We start from the raw sequence: 16,728 nt of genomic DNA on the forward strand, positions 1-16,728 counted from the left end.
TTTCCGAACAGTCTCGCAAAGGATTTTCAAAATCAGAAATCGGGGTGGTCCGTATGTTTGATTGGCTGGGATGGAGAAAAGGGTGGCCGCTGTGGCGGTCGTATCGGTTGAATGCAAGTATGAAGCAAGACGTAGAGGAAATCTTTGAGGGCATCGCCGAGACCCGGCGGCAGCTCTTGATGGATTGGGCTGAGGAGCAGTGGAATCATCTGGATCGATTGCTTCAGCAGGTACGAGCTGTTCATCCGCAAGGTATGTTGCAAGGCACGGAAGATGTACACGGATTGGAGGTATGGTTCGCAGCAAGTTATGCACGCGCTACTGATAGTACTGAGCTTTTTATGCTGAACGAGCAAAACCAGGTTGTATTTTCTACATATAAGAAACATATTGGACAAGTCTACGAAGATGGAAATGCTTTGATTGGGCCAGGACTGAGGTATACCCAAGCGGATATCAACGGACAAAAGTGCCTGTTTGGACCTTATTCTGATCCGCTCACACTAGAAATTGGACCACGTTCTTCCACGTTTCACGATGATGTAACCCTGATGTTTATCGTACCGATCATGGAAAACGGCCGTTACATCGGCTCCCTGTGCAATCGCGTGCCTAATGATGTCTTGGGCGATCTTATCCAGCGTGAATCAGGCCACATCTACCCCGATTCCGGGGATAATTATCTATTCATGGCTGAGTCGAGACTGCGACCCACGCTTCAACCCGGGACTGCCCTGTCCCGCAGCCGCTTCGAGGATCATACATTCACCCATGGGGAGAATCTGAAAGACGGCGTAACCACCGAATGGGGCGTGGTATCTGTTAAAGAACATACCGAATTGGAACTGATGTTTACCGATCCTTCCACCAACGAACTTCATCCTGGTGTAGCGAATACCATTCGCAATGGCTCCAATCTGTTTGTAGCATTTCCGGGTTATTCGGATTATCGTCATATTTCAGTTATCGGTAAAGGCATCACGTTCCAGCTTCCCCACTGTCCGGATCTGTGGGGCATGATGTGTGAAGGCGATCTGGAGGAAGTGTATCGGATACGCAGCATTGGCTGGCGCCAATTCAAGCAGCACAGCTTGTACATCCTGTTGTCAGGCATTGCAGGAGCGGCACTTGTATATGCGCTGACTGGAAGTGCATGGAGCGCAGCAGCCATCGCTGCCTTTAATATCATCTATGGATTCCTGACTGCAAACCAACTGCAACGCAAACATGTTCAACGGGTCCATGAGGATTTGCGCCGCATTAGCCGATTTATTCGGATTAACGCCGAAGGCAAAGGCGATCTGACCCAGCGTCTGGACACGTCGGCTTTTGCCCAGGATGAATCAGGTGAACTGGCGAAATGGATCAACAATATGATCGACTCTCTGGAAGGAATCATGCTCAAGGTACAGCTTGCCACCGTGGATGTGATGAACAACCAGCACCAGATGCGAGCCTCAACGGAAACTACACAGGGTACAACCGAACGTGTAAATCTCAAACTTGGCTCCATGATCAAGGGGATACGCAAGCAGCTAGAGGACCTGGATCAGGCCAAAGTAGCCGCCGACGAAATGCGCCTCACTCTACAGCAGCTTGAAGTGTCTGCCACAGAGCAGATTGACGTTGCCCGTCAGGAAGTGGAGCGTATCGGAGACAAAATGACCCAGATCTCGGGAGCCGTGTCTGACACCAACCATACGATTTTATCCTTTATGGCGACCATGCAGGACATCTACCGCGCACTTGCTGTCATTGATGAAATTTCGGCACAGACCAACCTGCTTGCACTGAATGCTTCCATTGAAGCAGCCCATGTCGGCGAACATGGACGCGGATTTGCCGTCGTTGCTGGTGAGATTCGCAAGCTGGCCGAATTATCCCGTTCCTCCACGGAAGATATTCATCAGATTCTGGATAATATATCTGTAGCAGCAGGAGCAGCCTCGCAATCCATCAAGGAAGGCGATCAGGTGCTGGCTGAAGGCACCACGCTTGTTCAGGCTGCTTCACGGTTACTGCAAAGTGCTACGGCTGAAGAACCCCAAAGAACACAGGTTGTAGATCAGGTCGTGGTATTGATGGAGAATATCGCCGCCATCAGCCACAAAAACCGTTCCACGTCTTCGGAGGTGGAAGCCGAGATGGTTGAGCTTATTAACGACATGCTGCACGTCCAGCATTCATCGCACAATGTAGAAGCCATCACGGTCTTCTTGCAGCAGCTTGTGGGGCAATTCCAACTGACCCATCCCGATAAAAACGCGATTATCTGACGTTATCATTGACGCGGATTGGAGAAATAGCTAAAATTTGATGCAACTGTTCGTTTAGTACATTGTCGGTTCATTTCATATAGAAGCTTTCCAATCTGATTCAATGAAAGGGTGGTCTGCATGGAAATGCTCCAGGATTCTTTTGGCAGAATACATGACTACATCCGTATTTCTGTTACGGACCGCTGTAATTTGCGTTGTGTGTACTGTATGCCCGAAGAAGGCATGGAATTTGCCCCGCATGACCAAATTATGAGCTACGAGGAAATCGCCCAGGTGCTCAAAGTGCTGGCTCCAATGGGGATGCGCAAAGTCCGCCTGACCGGAGGCGAGCCACTGGTACGGAAAGATCTGCATCAACTCGTAAGTATGATCTCGGCCATTGAGGGGATTGAAGATATTGCGTTAACTACCAATGCATTGCTGCTGGACAAACAAGCTCAGGCCTTGAAAGACGCTGGACTGAACCGAATTAACATCAGTCTGGATTCCCTGCAGGCGAGCCGTTTCTCCATGATTACTCGCGGCGGGGATGTAAACAAGGTGCTGAAAGGCATTGAAGCCGCCACGGCAGTTGGACTTGCTCCGATCAAGCTGAATGTCGTGTTAATGAAGGGCATCAATGATGATGAGATCAAAGATTTCATTGCCATGACCATAGATCAGCCACTGCATGTGCGCTTCATTGAATATATGCCGATTGGGCAGGCTTCGGACTCATGGCGCAAATCGTATTTGCCGCTGGAGGCAGTCACGGAGGTATGTGCTGAGGCTGGCTGGACGGTGGAAAATACGGCAGGTCCTGCAGGTAATGGTCCATCACGAAACATGAAGATTGCCGGTTCACAAGGGACATTCGGATTGATCCATCCGGTCAGTGATCACTTCTGTGACAACTGCAACCGTCTCCGCCTGACAGCAGACGGACATATCAAAGCTTGTCTGTACTGGTCGGATGAATACAACGTGCGCCGCTACGTAGATGCTCCCGATGCTATGGCGGCACTCTTCCTTAAGGCACTTGGCACCAAACCGAAGAACCATGAAATGGCGCTGGCCCTGGAGCAGAAAATGCAAAGCCATACACCGACGGTACGACGCATGTCCCAGATTGGTGGATAGGCAAAGCGTGATCTGGCGGGTAATACATCCATATTTATGTGCATCAGAGCGATTCACTTCATGATTGTACCAATCATTGTTGTATCAAAAGCTGCTGAGGACGTTCTGTCTTCAGCAGCTTTTTGGATCAGAAAAAATCTGGGGATAACAGCGATCGGAAGGTTGTTCTGTCATCGGAAAATAAAATTAATCTGCCATATGTCCTCTTTAAGCCTTCAAGAATCCCGCAATTCTGACGATGAATATACAATACATCAAGATAATACGCTCACATATATAGGAGTTGATCCAATTGAATATTGTTGAAGCACTTGTTGCAGCAAGCCCGTATTTTAAAATCATGCTCAAGGAAAATGATTTGATGATTGCCGTTACCGATATGGAGCAGTTCCGGTATTACGTACGGAGCGAAGATCTTGATCTGGGTATCAAGGCTGGAGATCCGATCTCGCTTGAAGATCCTACACTACGCCGGGCACTTATGCATGGTGAGACTTCAGCCAATCGTATTGAAGCGCATCACTACGGGACTCCCATTAACTCGGCGGCTACCCCGCTTCGCGATGAGGCAGGCCAGATCGTAGGCGCATTGGCCATTGGATTTTCACTCAAAAACGAGGAAAAACTGGAGCACTTCACCGAATTGATCGGGGAAATCAGCGGTAAGTTAACCGATATGGTTCAGACCGTAGCGGCTCAATCCCAGCAACTGACCGCTTCATCTTCACAGATTTTGGACAACACACGGATGGCGGTGCAAAATTCCAGTGAAGTCACCAAAGTGGCTTCATTCATTCGTGAAATTTCGGAGCAAACGAACCTGCTAGGCCTGAACGCTGCTATTGAGGCGGCTCGAGCAGGAGAAGCAGGCGCTGGCTTTGGCGTTGTTGCTACCGAAGTACGCAAATTATCCACCGGAACCAAAGAAGCTACAGTGAACATTGAACGCTCCTTGAAGGAAGTACAGCATTCCATTCGTCAGATGGAACAGGAGATTACATCCATCGCCCAATCCAGCAACCAGCAGGCCGAACTCGTCACCGAGTTCAGCGAGGTGATTGATCAACTGAACAACGCATCCAAGGATCTCAAGTCTTTCATTGAATCCATGCTATTGCAGGCAGAATAAGATAGAATACTCATTTGGCGCATTAACTATAAGGCCAGCATATAAACAATAGGGATGTCCCATAAGTCATGAATATGACAGGGACATCCCTTGTTCGTGTTATTTTGTTTGAATGAACCTGAGACACGCTATTCGCTTCCATTGGCCCAGATCTGAGATCTAACGAATCACAGAGACGTTATTTCGTCGATTTTTAGGTTTTGACAACGTGTTATGACGAAATAGCGTTACGGAGGTTCGTTAAATCTTGCAAACGTTGATGATCCGCCTTTTAAGGTACGGTAGGTTCGTTAGCGCTTGGAGCGAGGCAGAATTCCTTCTGAGACAGCCTCATTCTTTTCTATTTTTACGAGAAGATCAGCTTCCACAGCATCATGCCTGCCATTCCGACCATGACTACAGCGGACAATCGATTGAAGAAAATACTAATCCGGCCTGTACGATCTGTTCTACCTACTAGCCTGCCTGCACCTGCCAGTCCCAGAAACCATACCCATGATACCACTGCTGCCGTTATCGCAAAATAAAAGCGTGTCACCCCCTCGTATTGAAGTGAACTGGTGCCGATTACGGCTACTGTGTCCAGCAGGGCATGCGGGTTAAGCAAGGAAACGGAAGCAGCAAAAGCGATCTGTCTTCCCGCAGACAGCACTGCTGCTGAACTATTCGCAGTCCCGGATGACCGCCATATGCTCCATGCCATATAGAGCAAAAACACACTCCCTCCTGCATACAATACATTCGCCAGCAGCGGCCATTGCAGCAAAATGAGGGACACCCCTCCGACTGCTGCTCCAATCAACAACGTATCACTGAGTCCTGCGGTTACTATAGCTGGCAGCGCCCGCGCATAACTTCGCTGACTCATGCCCTGATTAAAAATAAACACATTTTGTACACCAAGTGGCAAAATCAGGCCAAACGCCAGCACCACCGCGTGAATAATTACCCCCATCGTTCATCCCCCTTAGACATGTCTCCATAGTAGTAGAGATAACGTCAGGCGTAACCAACCACTTGGATGGCATTGGACCCAACCAAATGATATAGTGTTCAAAATAAGAGAAAACGTATATCCCATCACTCATTCTATAAAGGAGGCAAACCTGCCTATGAATCGTTCCGATTCACGACAGGGGGGCAGCTGGAAGCCGGACCCCTCCCATTCCTTACCTCTGTACCGACAGATTGAAGTCTATATCAGCGAGAAAATTACTGCCGGGGAATGGACAGCTGGATATCGGCTTCCTTCACAACGAACATTGGCTCAATCCATGGGTGTGAATCGCAGTACGCTGGTTACTGCACTGGAAAACCTCGCGGCCGCAGGCATGATTGAAGGAAGACATGGTGGCGGAACCTATGTCTGCGGCTCCGGCTGGCATGCGCTGGCTCACGGAGCTCTACCCAACTGGGAGGAAGCCATCGAAGAAGGCTGGTATTATCCCAATCTGCCAGAGGTACAGCAGATTAACCGGGCTGAGTTCCAGCCAGGCATCATCAGGCTGGGTACAGGTGAGCTTGCACCTGAGCTGATGCCCCAGGAGGCTTTTAACGACATCCTCCATGCTCTATCCAGTCGTTCTCGTACACTAAACTACCTCGAACCTCAGGGTAGTCTGGAGCTCCGACAGGCTTTGTCCGTTTACTTGCAAGCAAAGTGCATCCAAGCCTCCCCTGACTCCATTCTGATCGTATCCGGCTCTCTCCAGGCACTGCATCTTATTTCAGTTGGGCTTCTGCCCCGCGGATCGGCAGTCCTGCTGGAGAAACCGTCTTATCTGTATTCCATTCATGCCTTCCAATCCGCCGGATTGAAAATGAGTGGCATTCCGATGGATGCCCAAGGATTACACACTCCGCGTCTGGAAGATGCCGTACAGAACAATGCAAACAGGGACAGCATCTCGCTGCTCTATACGATTCCGAGCTTCCACAATCCTACCGGCTCCGTCATGAGTGACAGCCGCCGGGAAGAACTGCTCGCCACAGCGCGGAACACCGGCATCTCCATATTGGAGGATGCCGCCTACAGCGACCTGTGGCTGGTCGAGCCCCCGCCGCCATCGCTGAAGGCGCGTGATAAAGAAGGAAGGGTGCTGCACATGGGCACCTTGTCCAAGGCGGTCAGCCCAGGTCTGCGCCTCGGCTGGCTGGTTGGGCCGGAGCCGGTCATCCGTCGCCTCGCAGACATCAAGATGCAGACGGATTATGGCACCAGCTCCCTCGCTCAGGAGGCTGCTGCACTCTGGTTTGCCGATGGATACCACAAGCAGCATATGGATCGCCTGCGGCCAGAACTGCGCAGACGCAGGGACTTTATGCTTGAGCTTCTGCAACGCAATTTCGGTGAACTCGCCGAGTGGAGCATACCTGCCGGAGGCTTTTATATCTGGCTCCGATTTACCGCCAGTCCTCTATCCATTCGCGAACTGTTCCATGCCTGTCTGGAGAATCATGTGCTGATTCATCCGGGTTATCTCTATGACCGCCTGGATGCAGAGCACATTCGTCTGTCCTATGCCTACGCTTCACCGGATGAGATGGAGCGTGGTCTTCACTTTCTGGCACAGGCAGTCAACAAGCTGATGTCATCATGAAATAAAAAACCGCCTTGACCGGAAGGAATATCATCCCTCAGATCAAGGCGTTTCTTTTGAGTTTTTGTATTCATAAGACAGATACGTCTCGTCTTGATCGCAAGTAGGTTTTCTTTACCCTTTTACCGCACCTTCTGCAATACCCTCCATGATGAACTTTTGGAAGAACGCATAGATGAGAACCACTGGAATCGCAGTCAGTACCAGAGAGGACAGGATCAACGGCCATTCCTTATTGTACTCGCCAAACAGCATGTTCGTGGACAGAATCAGCGTATAACGATTCACATCCGTCAGCATGAGCAGTGGCAGCAGGAAGTCATTCCAGATCCACAGGAAGTCCAAGATGGCGATGGTGACCGTAATTGGCAGCAACAATGGGAAGATGATCTGGAAGAACGTCTGGAACTCATTACATCCATCCATCTGTGCCGACTCTTCCAATTCACGCGGGATGGACTTAACAAACCCGTGATACAGGAAGATCGCCATGTTCACACCAAGTCCGATATAGATCAGGGCCAATCCGTATGTGCTTCCTTGGACATGAAGTCCTTTGGCAACCCGTGTCAGCGGAATCATGATCGAGTGAAAAGGAACGAGCATGGATGCCACGAACAGGAAGAAGATCAGGTTGCTCAATCTGCCTGAAGTACGCGACAGCTTGTATCCGGCCAATGAAGCGCAGAATACAATACCGCCAATCCCCAGGAAGGATACAATCGCCGAGTTCAATGAACTGCCCAGCAGGTTGATTTTGTTAAACGCATCGGAATAGTTTTCCCAATGAAATGTCGTTGGGAGAGCTATAAAAGACTGGAACATTTCGCCTTGTGTTTTGAATGAGTTCACAATCGCCATGTAGATTGGCAGCATTGCGACGAGGGAGCCCAGCACCAGCAGAAGTCGAATCAGGTAGCTGTTAATTCGTTGCATCCTCATGCTTCCACCTCTTTCTTCTTCATCACCGTAATCTGAATGAGCGTGAAGATGAGCACGATGACGAATAACACAACCGACTTGGCACTGGCATATCCGTATCTAAAATTGTTGGAGAATGCCTCTTCATAAATATTCATCGTAATGACCTGAGTGGCTCTGCCTGGACCGCCACCTGTCAGACCGTACACAACTTCAAATACTTTGAAGGCACCGTTCAGTGTCAGGAAGAAACAAATTGTCACGGCATGAGTAATCATCGGCAATACGACATTACGAAGTACCTGGAACGCATTGGCTCCATCAATAACAGCCGCTTCCTTCAGACTCTTCGGCACACCCTGGAGTGCTGCCAGATAGATGATCATCATATACCCCACACCATTCCAGAGCGATACGATCAGAATGGAGTAGAATGAAAATTTCGGATCACCCAGCCACTGTTGGTCCAAAAAGGAGACCGCCAACTTCTCGGCCAGCTGCGGCAGCACCTGGGAGAAGATGAATGTCCACATAAAGGCGCTGATGATTGTACTGATCATGTTCGGCATGAAAAACAGGGTCCGGAATAACCCCTTGCTGCGCGTCCGTGTCTCAATGAACACGGCGAGCAGCAAGGCAATTCCGTTTTGCAGTACCAGCATAAACACCACATATTTTAACGTGAACCACAGGGAATTCAGAAAGTCGGGATCTTCCTTGAACAGCTCCACGAAGTTTCCCAGACCGATAAAACTGTAATCCCGGTTCAGACCATTCCAGTCCGTCAAGCTGTAGAACAAACCGCTAAATGTGGGATACAGCAGGAAAATCGCATAGATGACAAAGGCAGGCGCAGTGAACGCTAGCAGCGACAGATACTTCTTGAATACATTCGTAGCCATTGGTTCTCCCCCTTTTCACTATAAGCAGACTCGCGGAAACGGGGGAACGAAGACCGTTCTGCCAGCCGTTTCATCTGCTTACTTGTTGACTTTGTTGTAGGATTTCCACGCCTTGTCGAGCGCATCGATCACCTGCTGCTGGTTCAGTTGTCCGGAGTAGTAACCTTGCAGCGCTTTGCCTGATTCATCTTTAACCGCTTGAGGAATGGATGGATCTTGATACGCTTTGCCTTCATTCACATATTTCAGGGCATCGTCTACCCAAGGGAAACTTTTGAAGTCATGAATTTTGGCAACCGGATTGAATTTCAGTGCTTCGTAGAATGCACTTGAATCCTTGTCATCGAGAATATAGTTTACGAAGTCGAGCGCCACTTCTTTGTTTTTGCTGGAGGAAGATACCGCCAGTGAAGTCGATGTGCTCAGGTTGATTTTGGTATCATCCGGGTTGTCATTGATCGGCAGTGGAGCTACGCCGAAGTTGATATCCGGATTGGACTTCAGGATGGTTTCCGCGAACCAAGGTCCTTGAATCCACATTGCTGCTTTGCCTGTTGCAAAGGCTGCTGAACCATCATCGCCGCCCACTTCAAGCGCTTTCTCCGTTCCATTGGCATTGACGAGATCGAAGATGTCGAACAAGGCTTTCATATCCGAGAAGGAACCTTGATCCTGATTCATCTTATCCAAGAAGTCTTTATGCTCTGACTGAGTCAGTGCACCTACGGTAAGTGGCAAGAACAGTTGCGGAATCCAGGCCTCTTTGTACGAAAGTTCAAACGGTGTGATGTTGGCTGCTTTCAGCTTTTCCACGACTGCTTTCATTTCCGTCAAAGTGGTTGGAACCTCTAGCCCCTGCTCTTTGAAAATATCCTTATTGTACAGGTATCCCCAAGATAACGTTTCCAAAGGAACGGCCACGACTTTGCCCGACGCATCTGTTACGGAAGGCTTAACGGAATCCAGTAATTTATCGACAAAAGGCTGACCCGACAGGTCTTCCAGATAACCTGCTTTGCTGAACGGTGGGATTTCATTGACCGCATGAAGTGCGAACACGTCCGGTGCATCATTGGAGGCAAGTCGTGTTTTCAGAATCTGCGGCGCATTATCTGCTGGCGGCATCTCCAGTTGTACGTTGACCTCAATATTCTTTTCGGCTTTCTCCTTGGCTTTGAACTGTTCTATATATTTATCGTAATGTTCTTTCAGCCGCGGCTGTGCAATGAATACTTTGAGGGACACCGTACTGCCTGATGCATTTCCCTCTTCCTTACCATCCGTACCCGCATTGGAACCGCAGCCTGCGAGCAGAACACTCACCAGTACCGCACTTGCTACGCTTTTCCATACTTTCATCTCTTATGACCTCCCGGTGTAACTGGTTTGTCTTTCATAGGATCATTATATATCACGAAATGAAAGCGCTTCATTGGACATTATTAGACTCGTTTATTGGATTATTTTAAACCTTAATCCAATAAGTAAACTGTCTGTGAACGAATTATTTGGGGCTGTTATCTGATTTACGAGGTTGTCCCTTTCGCATCTCTCCAGGCGAAATCCCGAAGTGTTTCTTGAATACCCGATAAAAGTACGATACATCCTCATACCCCGTCATCTCGGCAATATGTTTGAATGGAATCTGATCATCGAGCACCCACTCCCTGGCTCTTGCCATGCGTAACTGGACAATATAGTCGGTCACATTCACGCCGTATTCTTTTTTGAACACCTTGCTGAGATATTCTTTGCTGACAAAAAAGATCTGGGCAAGCTGCTCCAGTGTAATCATCTCCATGCAGTGCTGCTCAATGTATTGCTTCACCTCATCCAGGTTCAGCTTGTTCTTGAATTTGCGCTGCGCAATCAGCTGCTCCAACGAAGTATAATAAGGCGCTGATATCCAGTCCACTGCCGATGTGATGGACGCCAGAGCCGTTGGCGGCGGGAGTACAGCTGCTACAGGTTGCTCGCATAAGCCGTTGGAAACACACAGCTCGCCCAGCAGCGTCTGCAATTCGTATGCGACCCGTCCAAGCTGTTGCGGTCTTCGGATATCACTGGTATCAAGGCGGTGCTCCAGCTGCCCGAACAGCTCATGCAATCCCTGAACGTTCAAGTCGTTAAAACGTAAGCGCGCCTGCTGCTGAAACAGCGAGAACTCGCCAGAAAAAGCGGAAGGATAAGGTTCCCAGGATTCCGGCCCGGACTCGGTCTTTTCCAATTCACGTTTACACTTGGCCAGAACGTTATTCAATTCATCGGGATTCACCGGCTTGAGCAGATAATCAGCGGCACGGTGGCGAATGGCATGTTTCGCATAATTAAAATCATCATAACCGCTGACCACAATCACTTTGATATGCGGATATTTTGCACTCAGCGTCTGGAGCAGTTCCACGCCATCTTTACCCGGCATACGCATATCTGTAATGATAATATGGGGCTGATGCTGCTCAACCAGCCGGATCGCCTCTCCGCCATCCTCTGCCTCACCTGCTACCACCATGCCAAGCTCATCCCACGTGCCCAAATTGCGCAAAATATCTCTGTTCCATGGCTCGTCGTCCACTATTAGCACTCTATAATGATCCTTGTTCACGTGATCTCGCCTCCTGTATGGCAAGGAATTCGAACAGTGACACGGGTTCCCTGTCCTTCCCCACTCTCCATGTTCATACCGTATGCAGGCCCAAAGTGCATCACGATGCGTGATGCGGCATTGACCAGGCCAATGCTGGTGCCCGAGCTCCATACTCTGTCTCCTTGCCGGGACAGCTTGGACAGTCTCGATTGCATCTCGGCCAGCCTCTCTTGATCCACACCCACCCCATTATCGGAAATACGGATGGTTACCTCATGATCTAGTCGGACAACATGAATGTTCAATTTCCACTCTCCCTGCTTTTTCTCCAGACCATGGACAAATGCATTCTCCACAATCGGCTGCAGGGACAACTTCGGAATGTAGCAGTCACTGAGCACGCCTTCAATCTCCAGTTTATATTCAAGTCTGCTGCCAAAACGCTGCTTCTGGATGAGCATATAATGCTCCAGCTGGTCCAATTCGGACTGCAATGGCACGAGTCCATCCGGCGCTCTGACAATATATCGGAACATCTCACTTAATGCACGAATCACTTTATAACTGTCTGCCGGCTTCTGCGAGTACACCATACCTCCGATCATCTGCAGCGTATTTTGCAGAAAATGCGGGTGAATCTGAGACTGAAGCGCTTTGAGCTCGGCCGTCTGTTTCTCCAGATTCATGAGATAGTTATCCCGGATATGCTCCCGAATGCGGCTTGCCATACCATGCAGATTTTTCTCCAGCAGGCCAATCTCATCCACCCGACCACTGCGGACCACTTCCTTGTCCTTGATCAACTGGATTCCCTTCATGGAATTCGCCAGTCTGACAATCGGTTTGGATGTTCGCCAAGCCACAAATGCTGCCAACAACACCGAAACCACGGTAGCCAGCCCACCCACAACAAGACCATATTTCATCGTTTCCAGTGCACTCTCATTGATGACATGGGAAGGGACAATTTTGATCAGACGCATCCCTGACGGATCAATGGCATGATAGAATACATATTCCTTGGCTGTTCGAATGAAACCGGAACTGTCCTTCGTAACTGCAAGCTTTTCCAGTGCCTCTGCTGAAGGCTGTATCTCCTTGTTTGGCTGATAGACCGGACTTCCCGTACTATCCGCGATGTACACCGCATAATCCCCCCGGCTGTCCAGCAATTCCAGCGTCTGATTGAATTCGGCCCACTTGACTTCCAGACTGATTGCGCCAATCTGCGCCTGATCCTCGAAACGGTTCATGCTGCGGGTCATATGAAACTTCTCCGGATCATTCGGATCATTCATAATCGTAAAGTCCTTATGCTGCTCAAAAAGATCATGGTATGCCGCAGGAATGTCCGGCACCGATCGGATTCGGCTTTCCATCGAGTTGAAGGTGAACATTGTGTCCAGTTCCTTTAGGTATAATTCCACGCCAAATACATAGTTGCCAGCCGAATAATATACACTGTTCAGCATGTTGAACACGGCCTTCTGCTCATCGAATCGGCTGGCAGCTGGAGCATCCTGATTTAATGCCAAATACTGATGCAGCTCATCACTGATCTGAATGGAATAGATGAGATTGTTCATCCGCGCGAATTGTTCACCCAAATAGATAGAGGCCCAATTCATATTCGCACGGTTGGTCTCCATGATCTCTTCTTCCATGGAAGAGCGGGTATTTTCGGCCGCTACAACTGTCATGGCGATTACGGGCAGAATGGCCAGAAACGTCATGGTGAGGATTAATTTGTTGCGAATGCTGCGTTTGAACGGATCAGTAAGCTTCCGGTATAATTCGGTAAACACAAGGCATCCACTCCTGAGCTATGAGCTAAAATAAGATAAACGCCCCAGCATGAAGCCGAGGGCGCTTTGGTCTTTGTATTCTTTTTATAGTCATTGAACATGAACTTGTCAATTCATTTATGATTTCCCATTATTGCTCAATAATGCGCACACCCCAAGGTTCCAGGTCAATATTCTGCTCTCCGGACACCGCTGTTCCTGCCAGAAGTTCCGTTCCGTCTCCGTAGGCATTTACGAACGAAGTCGCATGATCGGAGTAGTTAAAGAAATATCGAATCGTATTCCCTTGCTCATTCACGCCGCTCTTCACGATGATTGGAAAAGCCAATTCCTGATCAGTTCCCCATAGTCCAGCTTCCTTCATGACTCGCTCCAGCACGCTGCGTATCACCGCGGAGCTGGTATAACATCCAACGTACGTTGCTTTGCCCTTGCCATAGGTATTCTGGGTAATTGCCGCATATTCTCCCCAGTGAGGATGATCATACCAGGCCAGCACTTCTGCAGTTGTTGGTGTGATGAGCTCCATCCAGGTGTGAATCTGATTCTGTTCCTCTCCAACCTCGAACGGATCATCTCGAAGCGAAACATTTTTCGGCTCTACAAAAAGGTTGTAACTGATGCCACAAGCCTCACTGATCAGTCCAGGCTGGCGGGTAGAGCGGACCTTAATATGCTCATTGGCGAATCCGCTCTTGAAGGAGTAAACGACATGCCCACCATCCTGTACGAATTGGTTCAGCCTCTCAAGCAAGACATCGGAAGCTGCGTACAAAGCAGGCACAACGATCACATCATAGCCTTCATAACTCTCCACGGACGGATCAATCAGATCACAGCCAATATTCATTTTGTATAATTCGTCATACATCCAGCGGATAACGTCGTTGTATTTTTTGTCACTCGTAAAATTAAACCCGAACCACTTGATCGACGTCAACGCCTCATTGCTGAACAGCACGGCTACCCGATTCGTTTTCTTCAAATTCACCAGTTGTGGGCTAAGTCTGGCAAAATCCCGGCCGATCGTTTTGGCCTCATTGTAGACCGGATTTGGTTCAAAATCATGGCTCAGCAATCCTTTCCAATACGTCTCGAATGAATTATGCAAGGAATGCCAGTGCCAATAGGCGACCATGTTTGCTCCCGATGCCAGGTGGCTAAACGCCTGAAGGCGAAGCTGTCCCGGGTAGGGAACCCAATGCCAGAAAGCCTGCGCTTCCGTCTCCAGTACGAGATAGTTCGATTGTTTGGTGGAACGTGCCACGTCACCGCCGAATGAAATCTCAATGCCGGTCAGATCATCCTGCGACGGATGGTAGATGTCCACACTGGTGATGTCAAAAGGTTTGGATGCGGCAAAATGGTCCACATCTCCCTGAATGCCGTACGAGTATCCACGCCAGTCGAAGTCAAAGTTCTGGGTGACGAACTGACCCTCCTGTTTGTACTCATTTACAATTCCGACCTGCCACGCTAGAAAGTTGGTTACCAGTTGGCGCTGGAACTTGGCAAATTCAGCTCCCAGACTGCCGTTGATTGTACCGACAACAGACGGGAAGTCCTCCCAGCTATTGATACGGTTACTCCAATAGTCGAGACCCAATTCCTTGTTCAGATCATCCAATGAGCTGAACTTGTTACGCATATATTTGACGAATTGCAATTGTACGTTATCACCGGCAGTGTTGTAATGCTTCGTTTCGTTATCCGTCTGATAGCCAATCACGGCAGGGTGTTTGCTAACACGGGAGATCAGCTTGCGAATAATGCGTTCCGCATAGAACAGATACGTTGGATGTGTGATATCCATGATCTGCCGCGCTCCATATTTCCCCGGTCCCTGTACCGTTGTGGCCAGAACATCCGGATGCTCCTTCACCATCCACGTTGGAACAGCATACGTAGGCGTACCCACAATAACCTGAATGCCCGCCGCATGCATGGCATCCAGTACACGATCTACTGAGGAGAAGTCGAATACGCCATTCTGTGGTTCATGCGTACTCCAGGTGGATTCCGCAATCCGCACCACATTGATGCCTGCATCTTTCATCATCTGGATATCCTTATCCAATCGCTCATAAGGCATATATTCATCATAGTAGGCTACTCCGTACAATAACTTGTCCATGTTAAAATCTCCTTTTCATCGCAAAGTATGTTACTCTTGGCATTTATACAAAACGAAATGATTCAATTGAAATATGATAACGTTTACATTAATATCTATTGAAGTACGTTAGATGCTCTGCAATCTGATCGAACGCCCTCCGTTCTGCCATTTTCCAATGTTGGCGTTAAACTGATTATAATGAAGTATACTACGGGTGCCGATTGTACAAGGCGAGTTGTTTTTACCCTTTTCCGAGGTGAATGTCATGGATATCCGATCGCAGCTTCGAGAAATGCCACATCATACACTGGCTCACTGGCTGCCTATTATCGACTGTAACATTAAATTCTATGGAGCGCACAGCCAACAAGTTCCATACGGTTGGGCGATGCCGGAGGAATCCCATCCGGGCTTTGAAATTATGCTGATTATAGAGGGGACCCAGGAAAGTGTGATTCATGGGTATACTTATACGGTTGAGGAAGGTTCCATTCTGCTGATTCCACCCGGATTCAAGCATACGAACCAATGTGTATCATCAGAGGGCATGACGTATTTCAGTGCTCATTTCAATGTGGATGATCCCGTATTTACCCTGAAGCTGATGTCACATCACAGCCGAATCTATGAGGCAGGCACCACAGATAATATGCAAATGCGCCCTGTCCTGGAGAACTGGATGAACATGATCAGAACATCGGAGGCATACACTTCCACAGACAAATTTATCATGCAGGCACGCATGTTTGAATTGTTTGCCCTGCTGTCCCAGGCGACCGACCGTGAACCACTGACCACCCGCTCTGATGCTTCGCCCAATGCTCCAGCTCCCGCAGCCATGCATTATGCAGGGGCCATCGCAGAAGCCATCAAGCAGGCGTTCCATACGCAGCTTCGAATCAAAGAGGGCAATGTATCCACCGTCAAAGTGGAGCAGATCATATCCTCGTTTGGCATCAGTCCGGGATACGGGCTGCAGATCTTCCGCAAGGTGTACGGACAATCTCCACGCGCCTACCTGTCCAGCCTGAAGCTGCAGGAAGCCAAAGTTCTGATCGAACAGCCGAAGCTCTCTTTGGGCGAAATTGCGTGGAAGCTGGGTTATACTCATCTGTCGCACTTCAGTCGGCAATTTAAACGATGGACAGGCCAGAGTCCGCTTCAATATCGCAACGCCGTTCAGGATCTATCCAACGGATCGGGTCCAGTGGACCAGAGTTGGGAGTCGGAATCAGAATGAGGAAGAAATGGGAAGATGGGCTATATGTTA

Annotated in this window: 12 protein-coding genes; 5 read left to right on the forward strand and 7 right to left on the reverse strand. The window is 49.1% G+C overall.

The features are described 5' to 3' along the window. Positions 1 to 53: 53 nt before the first annotated feature. The 3 genes from MKY42_RS29975 to MKY42_RS29985 all read left to right on the forward strand — a co-directional run bounded on the left by MKY42_RS29975 (position 54) and on the right by MKY42_RS29985 (position 4,527). The gene (locus MKY42_RS29975) at positions 54 to 2,276 is read left to right on the forward strand and encodes a methyl-accepting chemotaxis protein (RefSeq protein ID WP_339846890.1); all 2,223 of its coding nucleotides are present in this window, start codon (positions 54 to 56) and stop codon (positions 2,274 to 2,276) included. A 120-nt stretch (positions 2,277 to 2,396) separates the two neighbouring features. Beyond that, positions 2,397 to 3,398, forward strand: a complete 1,002-nt coding sequence (moaA, locus tag MKY42_RS29980; RefSeq protein WP_090903468.1) for a GTP 3',8-cyclase MoaA — start codon at positions 2,397 to 2,399, stop codon at positions 3,396 to 3,398. A 292-nt stretch (positions 3,399 to 3,690) separates the two neighbouring features. Beyond that, positions 3,691 to 4,527 (forward strand): methyl-accepting chemotaxis protein, encoded by an 837-nt coding sequence (locus MKY42_RS29985; protein ID WP_090903467.1) that lies wholly within the window; start codon positions 3,691 to 3,693, stop codon positions 4,525 to 4,527. Between the two features lie 346 nt (positions 4,528 to 4,873). On the opposite strand, the gene MKY42_RS29990 is transcribed toward MKY42_RS29985, so the two are convergent. Then, a complete protein-coding gene (locus tag MKY42_RS29990) occupies positions 4,874 to 5,482 on the reverse strand; it encodes a LysE family transporter (RefSeq protein ID WP_339846895.1) in 609 nt (202 codons plus the stop codon). Between the two features lie 157 nt (positions 5,483 to 5,639). On the opposite strand from MKY42_RS29990, the gene MKY42_RS29995 reads away from it, so the two are divergent. Continuing rightward, positions 5,640 to 7,127, forward strand: a complete 1,488-nt coding sequence (locus MKY42_RS29995) for a PLP-dependent aminotransferase family protein (protein WP_339846898.1) — start codon at positions 5,640 to 5,642, stop codon at positions 7,125 to 7,127. Positions 7,128 to 7,241: 114 nt separating this feature from the next. On the opposite strand, the gene MKY42_RS30000 is transcribed toward MKY42_RS29995, so the two are convergent. From MKY42_RS30000 to MKY42_RS30025, 6 genes are all read right to left on the reverse strand, one after another. After that, positions 7,242 to 8,069, reverse strand: a complete 828-nt coding sequence (locus tag MKY42_RS30000; protein ID WP_024632759.1) for a carbohydrate ABC transporter permease — start codon at positions 8,067 to 8,069, stop codon at positions 7,242 to 7,244. Further along, positions 8,066 to 8,950, reverse strand: coding sequence for a sugar ABC transporter permease (locus MKY42_RS30005; RefSeq protein ID WP_339846900.1), 885 nt, complete (start codon positions 8,948 to 8,950; stop codon positions 8,066 to 8,068). The genes MKY42_RS30000 and MKY42_RS30005 overlap by 4 nt, the downstream gene beginning before the upstream one ends. 78 nt (positions 8,951 to 9,028) lie before the next feature. After that, on the reverse strand, positions 9,029 to 10,309 hold the full coding sequence (locus MKY42_RS30010) for an extracellular solute-binding protein (protein WP_339846903.1): 1,281 nt from the start codon (positions 10,307 to 10,309) through the stop codon (positions 9,029 to 9,031). Positions 10,310 to 10,454: 145 nt separating this feature from the next. Then, positions 10,455 to 11,555: a response regulator gene (locus tag MKY42_RS30015; RefSeq protein ID WP_339846906.1), complete on the reverse strand. Its 1,101-nt coding sequence runs from the start codon at positions 11,553 to 11,555 to the stop codon at positions 10,455 to 10,457. Next, positions 11,552 to 13,342, reverse strand: coding sequence for a sensor histidine kinase (locus MKY42_RS30020; RefSeq protein ID WP_339846909.1), 1,791 nt, complete (start codon positions 13,340 to 13,342; stop codon positions 11,552 to 11,554). Before MKY42_RS30020 ends, MKY42_RS30015 begins: the two co-directional genes overlap by 4 nt. Positions 13,343 to 13,472: 130 nt before the next feature. Beyond that, on the reverse strand, positions 13,473 to 15,476 hold the full coding sequence (locus MKY42_RS30025) for a beta-galactosidase (protein WP_339846912.1): 2,004 nt from the start codon (positions 15,474 to 15,476) through the stop codon (positions 13,473 to 13,475). A 247-nt stretch (positions 15,477 to 15,723) separates the two neighbouring features. On the opposite strand from MKY42_RS30025, the gene MKY42_RS30030 reads away from it, so the two are divergent. Continuing rightward, positions 15,724 to 16,698 carry an AraC family transcriptional regulator gene (locus MKY42_RS30030; RefSeq protein ID WP_339846914.1) on the forward strand — a complete coding sequence of 325 codons (975 nt, stop codon included), beginning with the start codon at positions 15,724 to 15,726 and terminating at the stop codon, positions 16,696 to 16,698. Positions 16,699 to 16,728 lie beyond the last annotated feature (30 nt).

This window comes from Paenibacillus sp. FSL W7-1088 (assembly GCF_037969855.1).
Classification (GTDB): domain Bacteria; phylum Bacillota; class Bacilli; order Paenibacillales; family Paenibacillaceae; genus Paenibacillus.

Coding starts and splice junctions, on each gene's coding strand:
- MKY42_RS29975 (WP_339846890.1), top strand. CDS start 54: ATGTTTGATTGGCTGGGATGGAGAAAAGGGTGGCCGCTGTGGCGGTCG.
- moaA (WP_090903468.1), top strand. CDS start 2,397: ATGGAAATGCTCCAGGATTCTTTTGGCAGAATACATGACTACATCCGT.
- MKY42_RS29990 (WP_339846895.1), bottom strand. CDS start 5,482: ATGGGGGTAATTATTCACGCGGTGGTGCTGGCGTTTGGCCTGATTTTG.
- MKY42_RS29995 (WP_339846898.1), top strand. CDS start 5,640: ATGAATCGTTCCGATTCACGACAGGGGGGCAGCTGGAAGCCGGACCCC.
- MKY42_RS30000 (WP_024632759.1), bottom strand. CDS start 8,069: ATGAGGATGCAACGAATTAACAGCTACCTGATTCGACTTCTGCTGGTG.
- MKY42_RS30005 (WP_339846900.1), bottom strand. CDS start 8,950: ATGGCTACGAATGTATTCAAGAAGTATCTGTCGCTGCTAGCGTTCACT.
- MKY42_RS30010 (WP_339846903.1), bottom strand. CDS start 10,309: ATGAAAGTATGGAAAAGCGTAGCAAGTGCGGTACTGGTGAGTGTTCTG.
- MKY42_RS30025 (WP_339846912.1), bottom strand. CDS start 15,476: ATGGACAAGTTATTGTACGGAGTAGCCTACTATGATGAATATATGCCT.
- MKY42_RS30030 (WP_339846914.1), top strand. CDS start 15,724: ATGGATATCCGATCGCAGCTTCGAGAAATGCCACATCATACACTGGCT.